We start from the raw sequence: 16,856 nt of genomic DNA on the forward strand, positions 1-16,856 counted from the left end.
GCTATCAATACGGCCACTTTGCAGCAGCGACACCTTCGGTGACACCTGTCATCATATTGGTATTAAATACTTTGATGTTTGAACGATCGATAATACTCATGCCATTGCCAGTATTTACATCCCATGCATAAGGAATACAACCGTTGTTGATTGCATAACTTGTCACAGCAGCATACCAAGCCTTGATAGATGCATCATGGATAGGATCTTGTCCGATGGCGAAACGCTGGTTGGCTCCAAACTCTCCGATGATTACTGGAATGCCGTTGTCAACAAACGCAGTCTTCAGCTTCGCCATCTGGTTTTTGACATAGTTCTCAGTATAATTGCTGTTGGCATTGCGATTGGCATCCGAACCGGTATTGCCTTTACCCCAATAGTACCACATTTTTCCCCAACTCTCATCTTTGTTCATCATTGTGAACTGATAGGGATCATAGAAGTGAACTTCCATCATCAAACGACCGGTATGCTTGTCGTTCAACTTAGAATAATAGTTGTTCTTTACCGTCTTGTCGATATTGGTTTCTGGACCTTGAACCACCAATACGCGATATTCGTTATTACCGCCTGTGGCACGCACAGCATCGATAAAGGCCTGCTCATATTCAGCCAAACGGCTTGCCAACTTATCGTCAGCAATATTCTTGCCGTTGTCCTGATAGGCTCCACCGACACCAGGCTCGTTGAGACCAGCAAAGATAACATGGTCGTCATAGTCTTTGAAAGCCTCTGCAATCTGTGTCCAGATCTTGGTAAGTTGTTGTTTCTTGAGTGCTACGTCAGCATTCGCTGTGAATCCGTCGTGCTCCAGCCAACCGCCATCCCAGTGCTGGTTGAGTACTACGTAGAGATCAGCATCAACACAATAGCTAACAATTTCCTTAACGCGTGCCATCCATTGTGGATCGATGGTGCAGTTGTTGGTATCGGTAATATGTCCCATCACCCATGCACAGGGGATGCGCACACTCTTGAAACCTTGCGCCTTTATGAAATTGATGAGTTCCTTGGTAGTTTTAGTTTTCTGCCATGCTGTCTCTGTAGAAACTCCAACGCTCTTCCATGAATTAGTATTGCTGCCAGCCTCCATGGTATTGCCGAGATTCCATCCTGGATACATCAACTTTGCCACTTGCTTGGCATCATATTTGATATTGCCAGAAGGATCGGGCTTAGAATCAGGCTTAGTCTCACCCTTCTCCTGTGTAACACTTACGGTTTTGCTCTCTGCACCGGCTTTTACGGTAATTGTAGCAGTACGCTGTTCGGTAGTGGTATTGGCTTCAACAGTTACATTGACAGGAGTGACCTTCAGCGTAGGAGTTTTCTCACCAATAGTCACCACACACCATGCAGCATCACTTGAAGCTGTAACATTCTGACCGGCACGTGCACTAATAGACTTCTGACCGCCATCTTTAGTAAACGACAGTGAGGTTGGGGTTACGGTTAATCCCTCTACGGCAGGGCCATCATCCGGATCATCATCGCCACAAGCAACAAAAGCCACCGAACCCAACAGGCACATTCCGACCTTCATCAGATAATTTGTAAGTTTTTTCATAGTTTTATTTCCCAATCGTTAGGTATTTTTAGTGTTGCACTAATTACTTATTTTCCGCGAGACAACCAAGCATCACCTTGTCTTTTTTTAAGGCTATTGGGGCATGATTATCAAGGTTTAGAGGTGGAGAAGTCCCATCCTTAAGGCTTGTTTTTTACCTTAGCCATACGATCCACTTGTTCCTTGACCACTTGCAAGGTAGTGGTATCGCCGGCAAAGACTGAGTTGAGGCCTTGTGCCTCTTGTGCAGGATCGTTGGTGTAGGGATCGCCCACCACCCATTGTTCGTGTAGCGGTTTGGCAAATCCTCCCCATCCCCAGAAGTTGCATCCTGCAAATTTTCCGCCGCTCTCGGCATTATCTGCCACAAGCGAGAACACATATTTATAATAGCCATCGCGTCCCTTAGTTGGGGTGCCGAGGTCATATTTCATACCATCGCGGGGATAGCCAAACTCTTCCATAACAAGCGGTTTGCCCAACTTATCGCAGATGGCGAGATGCTTGTCTATATACTCTTTGGTATTCTGACATGCTCGGTCGAGGTTTTCGATGAGTGAGTCGGGCTTTGCCCATCCCCAGTTATAAGGCCATAGGTGCACGTTGCAATAGTCTATATTCTTATCAGCACAAATGCGCTCATAGCAGTCATAGTCGTTTTCGCATCCCCATGAGCCTTCGCTACCTATACTGATCAGGTGGTTTTTATCTATAGAACGGATCAGTGCAGAAGCCTCAGCAAGCCACTTCTCAAAGGCAGGCAGTTGTTCTTTAGCAAAGGCGCGAGGCTCATTGCCTATCTGCCACGACATGATAGCAGGATCTTCTGTATATTTTTTACCTGTATAACGGTTGGTGCGTCCGAGGATAAAGCGCACGTAATCGTAGAAGAGTTCGTGGGCTTTGGTATTGCTGGCATACTGTGCCACAAAATTCATATAAGCTGGATATCCTTCTTCGTTAGGACGTGGAGCTTTTCCTGCACCGGCATGTTGCAGATAGAAGCTATATCCCCCACTCCATTCCCATGAATTGTTCAGATAGAGCACAGCTACCATATCGCGCTTACCCATCTCCATCAACAGATAGTCGAGGCCTGCAAGAATTGTATCGTTATAAACGCCAGGTGCTTCCTGCAGTGTTGGTTCCACCTTGGTCGTCACACCACGCTCACCATCGCTACCTACGAGGATGCGAAGATTGTCGATACCCATGCGTTTCATCTCGTCGAGTTCCTTGACGAGACGGTCGCGGTCACCTCCTTGTCCTTCGCTACCGAGGATAGCACCATACCAGAAGTTGGTTCCTACGTAATAGTATGGTTTACCATTACGCATGAAGTGTCCGTTTTCAACGCTAATATACTGTGATTCTTGCGCTTGCTGTTTGCAGGCACATAATGCAATAGCCATTACAAAAAGGGATAATAGTTTTCTCATTACGAAGTTATTGGTTTCAGCGAATGCAAAGATAGGAATTATTTTTGAAACCCACAAATATATTTTGTGATATTTATCATATTTTTAACATCTCACACAACAAATCACCATTATTTCTTTGCGTGCTATAACATTTTGTTATCTAGCGTTATAAATGCACCTTAAAATCGTCTATGATATAGATTGGTATTCAACAAAGGTGGGGCATAGAGCCCGTCATGGCCCCAGCCCCACCTCTTTTATTTCAGAGAAACGCTATGCGTATGATTATTTGGCTGCGTTGACTATAGCGTCAGCCACTTCTTCCATGCTCCATTTGAAGCTTGATTCCTTACGATCGTTTCCTTCCACTATGCCATTCCAGTAGAAGGCTGCTGCATTATACTGTTTGCAAAGGGTAGTCATATCCGAAGCTTGTTTGCCGGCTTCGAGTTTTTCCTCATGGGTAGAGTTCTTGTTGATGGTGACTTCTCCCTTACCGTTTGAACCATATTCACCTATTACTACAGGATAGCCTTGGTCCATGATATACTTCTTGAGTAGTGCAAACATGTTGGTGATTTCTCTCGTACACTCGGCAGTCCAGTGTTTATTATAGGTATTCACCCAATCATAAGGAGCATAGGTATGTACCTCAACGGCGAGGTGGCTCTGATTACCGCAGGGATCAGTGGGTATTACGAGTTTCTGCAGATTCTTCTCTATAGGTGATGCGGCATAAGTAGTCACAATGAGGTTGCGATATTTATTTTTGCCACCAGTAGAGCGTACTGCATCTACAAAGTCTTGCGCATACTTATTGATATAGTCGAGGTTGGCTTCATTGTTTGGTGTGTTCCATTGGGCTGTAGCGTCACTACCTGTCAACATCTCGTTGTATCCTTCAAAAACGAGTTTTTCACTATAGTTTTTGAAATGGTCGGCAATCTGTTTCCAGAGATACTTAAACTTAGCATTAGACGCTGCATAGGTAGTGCCATCGGCTTTCAACCATGCGGTTTTGTCTGCTCCAGTATCGTGGTGCACGTTGAGAATACAATACATATCGTTATCCAACACATAGTTGACCACTTCTGCCACACGGTTCATCCATGCCTCATCCACATTGCCTGCACTATCCATGTGGTCTTTCCAAGTCACAGGAACGCGGATTGCGGTAAATCCTTTTTCCTTCATCTTCTTCATCAGGAAAGCCTCGGTCTTGGGTTGTCCCCAACAGGTTTCTTGATTCAAACCTGTTGAACCTTCAGCCCATGCATCGAGTGTATTACCAAGATTCCATCCGGCTATCATATTCTTCACAGCAACCGAAGCCGACTCATATTCGTCGCTGCCAAGGTCTGGCTTTTTAAACATGGTAAAGCTGAAAGATACTGGTTCAGATGGTTTCGCACCATTATTAGATACTACATAACCTTGAGGAATGTTCACACCAATGGTCGCGCCTTCTTCCTGACAATCCAAATCGAATTCGAGTGTTGCCACTGAGAATTTCAAATTTGCTGGAGTTGACGTAGTTCCGGTGATTTTGATGTCATCGGCTCCTATTACGCGCTTTGACGGTGTGCTATAAACCACCTTCACGTGAACATTGCCAAGAGCAACATCTTTCGTTCCATTTGCGGGAGTTACTGAGATTGCTTTAGGAGCTGTTCCCGCAGGTGCAGGGTCTTTGGAATCGTCACCACCACAAGCTGCGACAGAGAGTATGATTCCAAAAAATGCCAAGAGGCACAATACTTTTTTCATAATAATATGTTTTTTGTTTGTGAATAATCGGGTGTAAGTCTTTCGCTATTTCATTTAGCGCCTGCAAATATACTCATTTTTGCGTCAACTGCCAAGCTTTTCCTATTTAAAATATATTAAGGCGAAATAACTCTGATGCTAATAATAGTATCGGCACAGCAGAGCATCTACCTATACGCATATAGTTTTCAATGTAATGTATTTTTTCACAGAGTAACAATTGTTTCTTCTCGCGCACACGTGCACGCGACATTTTATTTTTGCTACCATCGACCACAACATGTTTCTTAAGCACTGTGACTCATCTACTTATATAATTCTTGATAAAAATTTATGACCACCAATCGACCACCAATCTGCCCATTTTTGGAAGATTCGACCATTATGTGCCTTCAAGATGGTAGAAAAGCGAGATGGTGAACATTTCACTTTTCGGTAGTAATCTGTAAACGGATTTCACACAAAATGAATACGTTTATAGCATTCTGACTATTTAGCCAGATTGTTTTCCTACATTGCAATACCTTTGTCAAACGTTAGATCATACCTTTGCCAAACGTTGAAAAACACTTGTGTCAAACGTTGAATAACACTTGTGTCAACGTTGGAAAATACTTTTATCAAACGTTGGATAACACTTTTACCAAACGTTGGATAATACCTTTATCAAACGTTGGATAACACTTTTACCAAACGTTGGATAACACTTTTATCAAACGTTGGATAATATTTTTATCAGGCATTAGAAAAGAGCTGAAAATACTATGCAGGCTGGGGCTATCGCCCATCTACACATAAACCAATGCACATAAGCGGATGATTATATCTTTAGACAACGATGTTCGATGGGTGTTCGACAATTCGGCATTTCAGCCTTCAAGCACCGATATAACCAACTGTTTGATTGGATGTTACGCAAACAAGATGTTCGATGTTCGATAAAAATCTGAAAACTGAAAATTATGTATGCGACAACGGCAGACATCAGAAGTTTTCTGCCTGATGATAAGCAATCAATCCCTCCAACGGACTTTTCAAAACTGTGCCAACACAGTAACCTTCAGCCTCAGCAGCCACTTCCAACTCGCTACGATAGTAGAAAGCCATACTTCCAACAAATCCGACAGGCAAATCTTGTCTTTGATACGCTGTCAGATTACGACGAAAGAACTGCCTGAAATTATCAATCACCATGCTGCGTACACCATCTCTATCAAGGTTTCGATGAATAAATGGTGACAATGATGCCAACCATCGATTAGCTAAAGGTTGGCGATAGACACGATCGATAACGTCAGCCATCGTCAAATGAAACTCAGAAAGAAACGCTTCGCGCAAGGCGGATTGAGCAGACTCCTTAAATATAAGGTTGAGAAACTGCCGACCGAGCACTGCCCCACTACCCTCATCGCCAAGAATATAGCCCAACGGCGGAGTGTTCATCACAATATTTTGTCCATCGTACAGACCAGAATTGGCTCCTGTACCAAGGATACAGGCAATACCTTCTGCACGACCACATACCGCACGTGCTGCCCCCAGCAAATCGCCTTCTGCCTGCACATCGGCATGTAAAAATGCCGACATAAGCAGTTGACGCATCATCGGTTGCAATTCGGGACGCAAACCGCTACCATAGAAAGCCACATGACCAACCGTAGCGTCTGGCGGAAGCGACGGAAGAAGCTCCTCACGCAACACGCGATCTATGACTTCAGCAGACTGATGAAAAGGATTGATACCTTGCGTCTGACATTGGCAGACAAGGGTTTCGCCAGCCAGCAGTGCCCAGTCGGTTTTGGTACTGCCACTGTCGGCAATGAGTTGGCAATGTGAATATGAGGTGGTCATCGGCATAGTTCTTATATTTCCTTGCAAAGGTACAAAACTTTTGTGATAATCATACGAAACAAAGAAATAATGAAGTTAAAAAGGAAAAATAAACCACTATCCGGAAGGATCTCATTGGATGTTTACGAATTTTTGTAGGCAGAATAGCGTTAAACTTCTTCATTCGCTTTATCGTCTCAACTTTTCTTTGTAACTTTGCGCCAATAATTACCCAATACAGAACCATCCGATTGAATATGAAAAGAATACTGACGGTGCTCATCGCACTGACCATCACGCTCGCCAGCCATGCTGTGCTGAAAGAGAAAGACCTTCCACAGACCCTACATATCCTGCGATCAGAGCTCACTGACTTTCATCGTGAGCTGACAGAACGGTTGGAGTTGAGCAAAACGCAAAACAAGAAAGTGCGCGACCAACTATTTGCAACCATGGAGCGGTCAAACCAAAATGCACTGATGCTCTACTCGCAAAAACAGGATTATGTATTTGACTTGACCTATGCTTGCCATGAAGCCACCGAACAGTATCATGAGTTTAGGCAGCAACAGTTGCCTTTTAACACGTGGATAAACAAGCTTAATAGCAACATAGCACGCTACGATTCACTCATCGTGTCACTTCGATCTATGCCTGTAATGATGCTCGACGACCATGCAAAAACCGACCGAAGCGTGTGTCTCACCCTCGCCACCAACATTCGCAACAATTTGGAAGAAAGTCGTGGAACAATGAAAGAATACATCACCTTCTACGACATGACGGAGAAGCGGCTCGCCTATCTCAACGACTATGCACAGAAACGATACAACGACATACAAACCAGCATCTTCCGCAATGGTGGAGACAGCTATATTTCCATTCTTGCCAATTGGCCGCAACAATGGACTACCACCATGCAGACGGTCACAAAGAAATACCAACCAAATGCCAAATCGCAATGGGATAGCCGATGGATTGTGGGACTGCTTGTTTCTATCCTCATCTATGCCATCATCGCTACACTACTCAACTATGTGGTTATCCACTATGTAGTGCCGAAGCGATTCCGCACCAAGGAGTTTCTAAAAAAACAAGCCTGTATCACCATGGCCACCACCACGGTGACTTTCGGCCTCATTCTCGCCATCATGCTAACTGTATCACAGCAGCATTTCTTCATCATGGCATGCGGACTGTTGGTCAATTTTGCATGGTTGATGGGTGCCATCCTTATCTCACTCTTGCTACGTGTCAATGGCAGTCAGATTAAGAGCGCCTTCCGCATCTATACACCACTTTTAGCTGTAAGTTTCCTGGTCATCGTATTCCGTATCATTCTGATACCTAACGAACTCGTCAATCTGATATTCCCACCCATCCTCGTGCTCAGCGCCCTGTGGCAATGGAGCGTGATCAGACGCCACAACAAGAACATTCCGAAATCGGACATGTTCTACACCTATATCACACAAGCGGTATTTATCACATCTGTGGTATGCTCATGGATAGGCTACACCCTATTTGCCGTGCAATTGCTCATCTGGTGGACGATGCAGCTCACATGTATCCTCACCATCACCTGTGCGTTGCAATACCTTAAAATTTATGGTATCAAGCACCACTACGAAGAGATGCCCATCTCCAAAACATGGGCTTACGACCTACTCTATCAGGTCTTACTGCCTGTGCTGGGGGTAATATCGGTCATGATCAGTTTCTATTGGGCTGCAGATGTATTCAACCTGACAGACCTATGCTGGAAGATATTCTATGCCAAGTTTGTTGACCTCAGCAATCTGAAACTCAGCATCGTATCGCTGGCATTTGTCATCAGTCTGTGGTTCCTATTCTCGTACATTTGTACTACTGTACTGCAGTTTCTACGCATGCATTACCGCAGTTCTGACCCATCGACAGCAGCAAGCCGAGAAGTAATGGGAAAGAATGTAACACAGGTTTTGGTATGGGGCGCATGGTTCCTCATCACGATGAGCGTACTCGGTGTGTCGCTCGAATGGCTGATGGTAGTGACAGGCGGACTGTCAACGGGTATCGGATTTGCATCGAAAGACATCATCGAAAATATCTACTACGGTATTTCTCTCATGACAGGACGCATCAAAGTAGGCGATTGGATTGAAGTGGATGGAACCATGGGAAAAGTGACTACCATCAACTATACATCGACCATTGTTGAATCGGTATATGGTGAGGTGATTACCTTCCAAAACTCACAGTTGTTCTCAAAAAACTACAAGAATCTGACTCGCAACCATGGGTATATACTGACAACTATACACTATGGGGTGGCATACGGAAGTAACTTGCAACAAGTGATGGAACTGGTTGACACGGCTGTCAACAATATGCACCACCAATGGACTGACCCTACCAAGACAGCAAAATCGGTTGTGGGCGAACTGGCTGACTCAAGTATCAACCTCAAAATATTCGTATGGTCGGAAGCTACCAAGCGTTCACATGTGACAAGCGATGTGCTCAAAACCATCTACGACACGCTCAATGCCAACGGCATCGAGATTCCATTTCCACAACAAGATATACATCTGCACAACAACTAATACTCATACAGAATACAGTTCGCCAGGCAGTTCCGATGGAATTGCCGGGCGAATGATCATTGTAACGTATTAACTGTCGCTATACTTTAAAAATTATAGTAGAGACCGAAAGTCAGATTGTTGCCGTCAAGAGCTACACCATATGTGTTAGTAGCTTTGGCACCATCGTAATCATCCTTTGAATTCTGATAACCCAACCAACCGAAATGGGTAACAAAGCTCAGTTTATCGTTCAGATTAACTGCTACTCCGGGACGTACACCAAGACCGAAAGTATTGTTCTTCACACTACCATTATCAGAGTGGATATAGTCGAGACCAGCATCAACAAATACATCAACACACTTAAATTTCAGAGCGGTATAGCGCAAATAAGGGCTGATACGAAACTGCTTGTCCTTCTGAGAAACAGTAACTGTAGATCCTGCTACTGTCTTTTCAACAGACACTTCGTCCTGTGCATAGCCAAGAACGATACCTACGGCAATGTTATCCTCAAGTTTGAAACCAAGTTCCGGCAGAATTTGGAAGTTGTTCTTGGTTGTTCCATCGTGTGAACTACCAATAAATCCAACACTACCACCCACATAAACCTGGGCACTTGCCACTGTAGCCACTACAAGAGCTACGAGAGTCATGAAACATTTTTTCATTGTTTTGTTGTTTTGAAGTTTAACAATTGAAGGATGGGAAAACCAACCTCCGAGAATAAAATCTGTTGCAAATATAGGGATTCTCACTATAAAAATAGCATATTTTGCTTTTTTTCGAGTGTGGCAATCATTTTGTTGACACAAAATAAGATTATCCGCGTTTTTTTGCTTAACTTTGCCACGTAATATAAATATAAAATAATTTGCTTAACTTTGCGTCTTAAAACATACAGGACAACATGAAAGCAACATTCATTGCAGGGCCTTGCGTTATCGAGTCAGCCGAACTACTCGATACTGTGGCTAAAAAACTGGTGGACATCAACAACCGATTGGGCACCGACATTATTTTCAAAGCTTCGTTCGACAAAGCGAACCGCACATCGATCCACTCTTTCCGTGGACCGGGTATTGACCGTGGACTGCAGATGCTGGCAGATGTAAAAACCAAATATGGCCTACGCCTACTTACCGATATACACGAAGCATGGCAAGCCAAACCGACAGGCGAAGTGGTAGATATAATACAGATACCGGCATTCCTCTGTAGGCAAACAGACCTTCTCGTAGCAGCTGCACAGACCGGGCGTATCGTCAATATCAAAAAAGCGCAGTTCCTAAGCGGACAGGACATGCGCTATCCCGTAGAGAAAGCACGCGAGGCCGGGGCTACAGACGTATGGCTCACAGAGCGTGGCAACATGATGGGATACAATAATCTGGTAGTGGATTTCAGAAACATACCCGACATGCTGGAGATCGTTCCCAACGTCATCATGGACTGCACACATAGCGTACAACGCCCAGGCGGTGCAAACGGAAAAACCGGCGGTGACAGACGTTTCGTACCACAGATGGCTATGGCGGCAAAAGCCTTCGGAGCCACAGGATGGTTCTTTGAAGTACATCCAGACCCAGACAACGGACTGAGCGATGCTGCCAATATGCTGGAACTAGACCGTCTGGAAGAACTGATAACAAAACTTCTGAAAAACGACTAACAACAACCAAACGAGCAATGACAACAAGAGAATACGCCATACAATGTATTAAAGACGAGGCACAGGCTGTGCTCGACATGATACCACAACTGGATGACAACTTCGACAAAGCCGTAGAACTCATCTACGACTGCCATGGAAAAGTGATTGTCACCGGTGTTGGCAAAAGCGGACACATCGGTGCAAAGATTGCTGCCACGCTGGCATCTACAGGCACACCGTCGTTTTTCATCAATCCACTCGATGTATATCATGGCGACCTTGGCGTCATGTCGAAAGGTGATGTGGTACTCGCCATTTCCAATTCAGGACAGACCGACGAACTGCTACGCTTCATACCAATGGTACTCCACATGGAGATTCCTATCATAGGAATGAGCGGTAACCCAACGTCATTACTTGCAAAATACTCCACCTGTCACCTCAATGTCGCAGTAAAAAAAGAGGCTTGTCCACTCAATCTCGCACCTACCAGCAGCACAACGGCAACACTTGTTATGGGCGATGCACTGGCTGTGGCACTGATGGAAAAACGCCATTTCCGACCACAAGACTTTGCACAATTCCATCCCGGTGGCGAACTCGGCAAGCGATTACTGACCACTGCACAAGATGTGATGATTACCGAAAAACTCCCTATCCTATCACCCGATATGCATTTGGGCGATGCCATTATACTGGTAAGCAAAGGTAAACTCGGACTGGGAATAGCTATCGTAGATGGACAAATTGCCGGACTTATCACCGATGGTGACATTCGACGCGCCATGGAAAGATGGCAGGCCGAATTCTTCGACCGCACTGTAGCAGACATCATGACACGTACGCCAAAGAAGGTTTCGCCACAAGCCAAAATCTCTGAAGTACAGAAAATAATGAATCAAAACAAAATACATAACGTGCTCGTGGTCAATGAACAAAACCAACTTTTGGGAGTCGTTGACCGTTATGCTTGCGTATTGTAATAACAGATACTGACAATGAAAGTGCTGAAAAAACTATTAATCATCCTCATGCTGGCCATGCCAATCGCAGCAGCCGGCATCTATTTGTTTAAAACGCTTGATGTGCGCAACGGACTGACCAGTAGTCAGATTAACTGCATACTTAAAGACTCAAGAGGATATGTATGGATGGGAACACCTGCGGGGCTATACCGCTACGATGGCTATACCTTTAAGAGTTTTCAGAGCAACTCACAGGATGGTTCATCACTACCCGACAGCTATATCATCAGTCTGCAGGAAGCATTGGACGGTAACATCTGGGTGCAAACCCTCACTGGATTCTGCGTCTATCACCCACAAACAGAAACATTCGAACGAGATATGAAACAGGTTTATACCGCTATGGGCATTGAAGGACAACCCACCGTGGTATATTTCGATAGACACAAAAACCTGTGGGCTGCCATTCCAAACAAAGGTGTGGTAGCCTATAACATGCAACAACAATTGCTCTATGAATTTGGTTATACCAACGACGCACACGGCGTGCCACAGGGAACTATATGTTCAATCGGTGAATGTCGAGATGGCGCAGTCATCGTGTACAACGATGGACGACTGGTTTGCTGCGACGTAATGCACCAACAGCATACCGTATGGCAGACTGACTTTATTGCTCAACAACATCTGCGCCATACCTCTTCACTCAAAGTCTTTGCTGACAAAAACGATGTGATATGGCTCTACGGACAAGGCACACTGATGCGCTACAATAAAACCTCTAACACTTGGGATACTACCATAGGCAATCAACTGGGACTCACTGGTGTATCGGTGGATCACAGCGTCAATGGCATAGTGGGCGACAAAGCTGGAAATATATGGATAGGTACAGACCGTATGGGACTCATCAGAACAAATACTGAAGCACAAATCATGGAACCTGTACGTCCCACCAACGGTATCGATGCACGCACACAACAGGAAACTATCGGCATACAAAGCCTATACGTGGATGATACTGACCTGCTTTGGGTGGGAACAGAGAAATCGGGTGTAGCATTCTACGGCGACAACATCTATAAATTCCAAAGCAATTTCAATGGCGATATCACTGCCATCGCACAGGACAACAGCGGTCGCATATGGTTTGGTACAAGTGACCATGGTATAATAGGCTACGAGGGAACTCTTGCCAGCCAGAAGGTTTCGTGCATGACAACAACCTCTGACGGAAGCCTTTGGGTGGGTTCACGACAGAACGGACTGACTCGCATCAAAGATGGATATGCTAAGCTCTTCTCTGTTGCCCGTGATAGTGCAAAGACGCTGATCGATGACCATGTCAATGCACTAACCAGCGATAAGTTCGGCAACGTATGGATTGCAACCAACGGTGGACTGCAGGTGTTCAACCCACAGATGAATACCTTCTCCTCATATACACGTGAAAATGGTATGCTCAACACCAACAATGTGACCTGTCTGTTCTACGGGAAAAACAACACAATGCTGGCAGGAACGGCAGAAGGTCTTATCGTATTGAACCTCTCTACACGTGACAAAACCGTGCTGACAGGAAACAAATCAAATCTAAAAACGTTTACCAACAACTATATCACACAGGTATACGAAGACTCAAGAGGATTGATCTGGGTTGGAACACGCGAAGGTTTGAATATTCTGAACTTGGAAAACGACACGCTCAACTATCTCACAGAGAAGAACGGACTCTGCAACAACTCTATATGCGGTATTACAGAAGATAAAAACCGCAACCTATGGGTGACCACAAGCAATGGTATTAGCCGTATCGTAGTGCAGCGTAACCATGAAAATGGTACATTCAACTATGGTCTCTACAACTACAATACCAGCGACGGACTGCAAAGCAATGAGTTTAATATGGGTGCCATACTCACTAAAGCAGACGGAAATGTGCTCTTCGGAGGTCTCTATGGAGTGAACTGGGCAAGACAATCGGGCAAGAACGACCAGGAACGTTTACCAAAAGTGATGCTCACACAGCTCTTTGTAGGAGAAGAGGAAATACAGATAGGTCATGAATACGATGGACATGTGATTCTCGTACAAGCTCTCAACGAGAGCGGGCGCATTGAACTGAAGAATGGTCAAAACAACTTCACCATCAAATTCGCTGCAGGTAACTACAACCAAGGCGAGCGCCTGCAGTTCATGTACTGGATGGAAGGACGCGACAACTACTGGCGCAACGGCGATGCACTGCTTCACGGTGTGAAATTCCGCAATCTCAGCAGTGGAACATACACCCTTCACGTTAAAGCAGTAAGCGCCAATGGTGCTGTCAGCAATAAAGAACGTACCCTCGAAATTGTTATCGACCGCCCATGGTGGTTGTCATGGTGGATGCTCACCATCTACGTTGTCATCGCCATCATCATACTATGCACTTGGCGATATGGATTCAAGAAGATGAGAACACTGATGCTCCACAAACGCACCGTTATAGACGAACTGAAACGACAGCGTGAAGAAATAAAACTGGCAAGTGATGACCTACGCCAACCTATGGCCAGAATGACAACAATCATCGGGAATCTTTCTGAACAGGAACACTCTCTTGAAGGAAAAGAACAACTCAACTCTCTCCACTTCCAAATGCTACAGGTCATCACCCGTATCTCAGAAATGCAATCAACACTGGAGCATCCGGAAGAAAAAGCCGAGAACAAAACCCATGACAGACTGGAGTTGGGTGCAAGAGGTAGTCTCGATTTGTCGCAAGTAGAAGCTCCTGCACTGACGGCAGATATCAAGCCTATACGCATCGAAACTACCACTCAACAGGATATTCACGTGATGATAATCGATGATAACCACGAGTTTTTGTCGTTCCTCAAAGCCCATCTGCGCGAAATTTACCATCTACATCTCTATGATGATATTAAGAAAGCACGGGCTGAAGTGGAAGCATTGCACCCTGACCTCATTGTCTGCAAAGATGACATGAACTATATGACAGGTAGTATGCTCTGCAACCAGTTGAAGAGTAATCCACGTACCGAGCGCATCAAATTCGTACTATTGACAGATCAAGTGATGTCTCAGGAAGATATGAACAACAATAATATCACGCTCTCGGCTGACGATTATATTGCTAAACCGTTTAACGTACAAGAGGCTGTCTCACGTTTCAACGTACTACTCGGACTGGGTGCCGCTCTGGTAGATCACGACACTATCGAAGGCTATGAAACACGCCGACTGGAGAGTCAGAACTCCAGCATGACAACAGCTACGTTGACCAGCAAACCCAGTAGAAAGCCGATTGATGAAGAAGCTACAACTCCTGAGCCGTCAACAACTGACGAGCAAGAGCAGAAGCAAGAAGACAAACCCGTACAGAGCGGCAAGGAAATTGCACGTCAATACTATGGGGACGGTACTATCGGCGACTACTCTATGAGTAGCATCATGGACCAACAACTCATGAGAAATGTGGAACAATATGTACTGCAAAATATGAGCCGCGGACAAATCAGCGTAGAAGAGATGGCTTCGGCGATGGGTATGGGACGTGTACCTTTCTTCCATAAGATACGCAATATCACAACCAAGACACCTGCCGAACTGGTTCGCGAAATTCGACTGAAACATGCCTGCACACTGCTGGTCAATACCAACCTCAACCTCAATGAGCTGGCTATCAACATCGGATTCATGACTGCCGAAAACTTTATCAATATCTTCCAATCCAAGTATGGCATGACTCCACTGGAGTACCGAATGAAACACAGCAAGTAATAGTAACAAAACAATCCAGCAAGCAGCAAGAAAACAAACATGTTACAACATAAGGTTCTAACCCTGTTTTTCCTACTATCACTATCAGCGAGTGCTCAAACGAGCGACTCGCTGATTGTTCGTACACTCAAAGCAAACGGAATACGCTTCTCTCACGACAATAGTGTAACACTACTCATGTCGGGACAGGAGAAATTCGACGATATGTTCAAAGCTATCCGACAAGCAAAAAGCAGCATCCACCTGGAGTATTTCAACTTCCGCAACGACAGTATCGCATCGTTACTCTTTGATATTCTCAGAGAGAAACGCCGCGAAGGTGTAGAAGTAAGAGCCATGTTCGATGGATTCGGCAACGACTCCAATAACCAGCCGCTACGCAAACGTCACCTTAAGAAATTGCGTGCCGACAGTATCAATATCGTAGAATACTCCCCTATCCGCTTCCCTTGGATTAACCATATCTTCGGTCGCGACCATCGAAAAATTGTAGTTATCGATGGTAAAGTGGCTTATACAGGTGGAATGAATGTGGCAGACTATTATATAAAAGGTACGAAACAAGTAGGGGAATGGCGCGATATGCACTGTAGAATAGAAGGCGATGCCGTCAACGAACTGCAAGCCATATTTATCAGAATATGGAACCGTACTACTGGCGAAAATGTACATGGCGCAAAATACTATCGTGGCGGTACAGACACAAAATTTGCAGGACTCAAGCCCGATACGACAGCAACAGCAGGCCGAAAGACAGTAGCTATTATCAACCGCGAGCCCTATCGTACGCCAGCAATTATGCGTACCTTTTATATTAATGCCATCAATCAGGCACAAGATTCTATCAAGATTATCAATCCCTACTTCACACTCATTCCCAAGGTGACAAGGGCCTTGACACGTGCTATCCGCAGAGGTGTAAAGGTTGAAATCATACAGTCAGCGAAAAGTGACATTCCCCTTACACCAGACTGTGCCTACTATCAGGCACATAAACTGATGAAGCGTGGTGCCACTGTATGGATGTATAAACCCGGTTTCCACCATTCTAAAATCATGATGGTTGACGGACGTTACTGCACGGTAGGTAGTACCAATCTCGATGCCAGAAGTTTGAAATGTGACTTTGAAGAGAATGCAGTCATTGTAGATCGTTGTACCACACGCGAACTTGATGAGATGTTTATACGCGATACAAAAAAGAGTTTCTTGCTAACTCCAACAACATGGAAACAATTCCGTACCCCATGGCAGAGATTCGTTGGTAAGTTTGCCCATCTCTTAGCTCCACTACTCTAA

The 16,856-nt window shown here is 44.9% G+C and carries 10 protein-coding genes; 5 read left to right on the forward strand and 5 right to left on the reverse strand.

The window, feature by feature from the left end; all coding sequences use genetic code 11:
* Positions 1 to 4: 4 nt before the first annotated feature.
* The 4 genes from CIK93_RS12280 to CIK93_RS12295 all read right to left on the reverse strand — a co-directional run bounded on the left by CIK93_RS12280 (position 5) and on the right by CIK93_RS12295 (position 6,612).
* Complete coding sequence (locus CIK93_RS12280) at positions 5 to 1,567, reverse strand: cellulase family glycosylhydrolase (protein WP_254046799.1); 1,563 nt, start codon at positions 1,565 to 1,567, stop codon at positions 5 to 7.
* Positions 1,568 to 1,707: 140 nt separating this feature from the next.
* Complete coding sequence (locus tag CIK93_RS12285; protein WP_254046584.1) at positions 1,708 to 2,979, reverse strand: cellulase family glycosylhydrolase; 1,272 nt, start codon at positions 2,977 to 2,979, stop codon at positions 1,708 to 1,710.
* A 294-nt stretch (positions 2,980 to 3,273) separates the two neighbouring features.
* Positions 3,274 to 4,755: a cellulase family glycosylhydrolase gene (locus CIK93_RS12290; protein WP_094447519.1), complete on the reverse strand. Its 1,482-nt coding sequence runs from the start codon at positions 4,753 to 4,755 to the stop codon at positions 3,274 to 3,276.
* Positions 4,756 to 5,739: 984 nt separating this feature from the next.
* Positions 5,740 to 6,612 carry an ATPase gene (locus tag CIK93_RS12295; RefSeq protein WP_254046800.1) on the reverse strand — a complete coding sequence of 291 codons (873 nt, stop codon included), beginning with the start codon at positions 6,610 to 6,612 and terminating at the stop codon, positions 5,740 to 5,742.
* 230 nt (positions 6,613 to 6,842) lie between these two features.
* On the opposite strand from CIK93_RS12295, the gene CIK93_RS12300 reads away from it, so the two are divergent.
* A complete protein-coding gene (locus CIK93_RS12300) occupies positions 6,843 to 9,170 on the forward strand; it encodes a mechanosensitive ion channel family protein (protein ID WP_094447521.1) in 2,328 nt (775 codons plus the stop codon).
* 86 nt (positions 9,171 to 9,256) lie between these two features.
* On the opposite strand, the gene CIK93_RS12305 is transcribed toward CIK93_RS12300, so the two are convergent.
* On the reverse strand, positions 9,257 to 9,823 hold the full coding sequence (locus CIK93_RS12305) for an outer membrane beta-barrel protein (RefSeq protein ID WP_094389621.1): 567 nt from the start codon (positions 9,821 to 9,823) through the stop codon (positions 9,257 to 9,259).
* A 239-nt stretch (positions 9,824 to 10,062) separates the two neighbouring features.
* Between CIK93_RS12305 and kdsA the strand changes: the two genes are divergently transcribed.
* From kdsA to CIK93_RS12325, 4 genes are read left to right on the forward strand one after another with little or no spacing between them, the layout of a single operon-like run.
* Positions 10,063 to 10,824 carry a 3-deoxy-8-phosphooctulonate synthase gene (gene kdsA / locus CIK93_RS12310; RefSeq protein WP_094389622.1) on the forward strand — a complete coding sequence of 254 codons (762 nt, stop codon included), beginning with the start codon at positions 10,063 to 10,065 and terminating at the stop codon, positions 10,822 to 10,824.
* A gap of 17 nt (positions 10,825 to 10,841) precedes the next feature.
* Positions 10,842 to 11,789, forward strand: coding sequence for an SIS domain-containing protein (locus CIK93_RS12315; protein ID WP_094436358.1), 948 nt, complete (start codon positions 10,842 to 10,844; stop codon positions 11,787 to 11,789).
* Between the two features lie 15 nt (positions 11,790 to 11,804).
* Entirely contained in the window at positions 11,805 to 15,557 is a 3,753-nt protein-coding gene (locus CIK93_RS12320) for a two-component regulator propeller domain-containing protein (RefSeq protein WP_094447522.1), read from the forward strand.
* 39 nt (positions 15,558 to 15,596) lie between these two features.
* A complete protein-coding gene (locus CIK93_RS12325) occupies positions 15,597 to 16,856 on the forward strand; it encodes a phosphatidylserine/phosphatidylglycerophosphate/cardiolipin synthase family protein (protein WP_094447523.1) in 1,260 nt (419 codons plus the stop codon).

This window comes from Prevotella sp. P3-92, assembly GCF_002251205.1.
In the GTDB taxonomy this organism is placed as follows: Bacteria; Bacteroidota; Bacteroidia; order Bacteroidales; family Bacteroidaceae; genus Prevotella.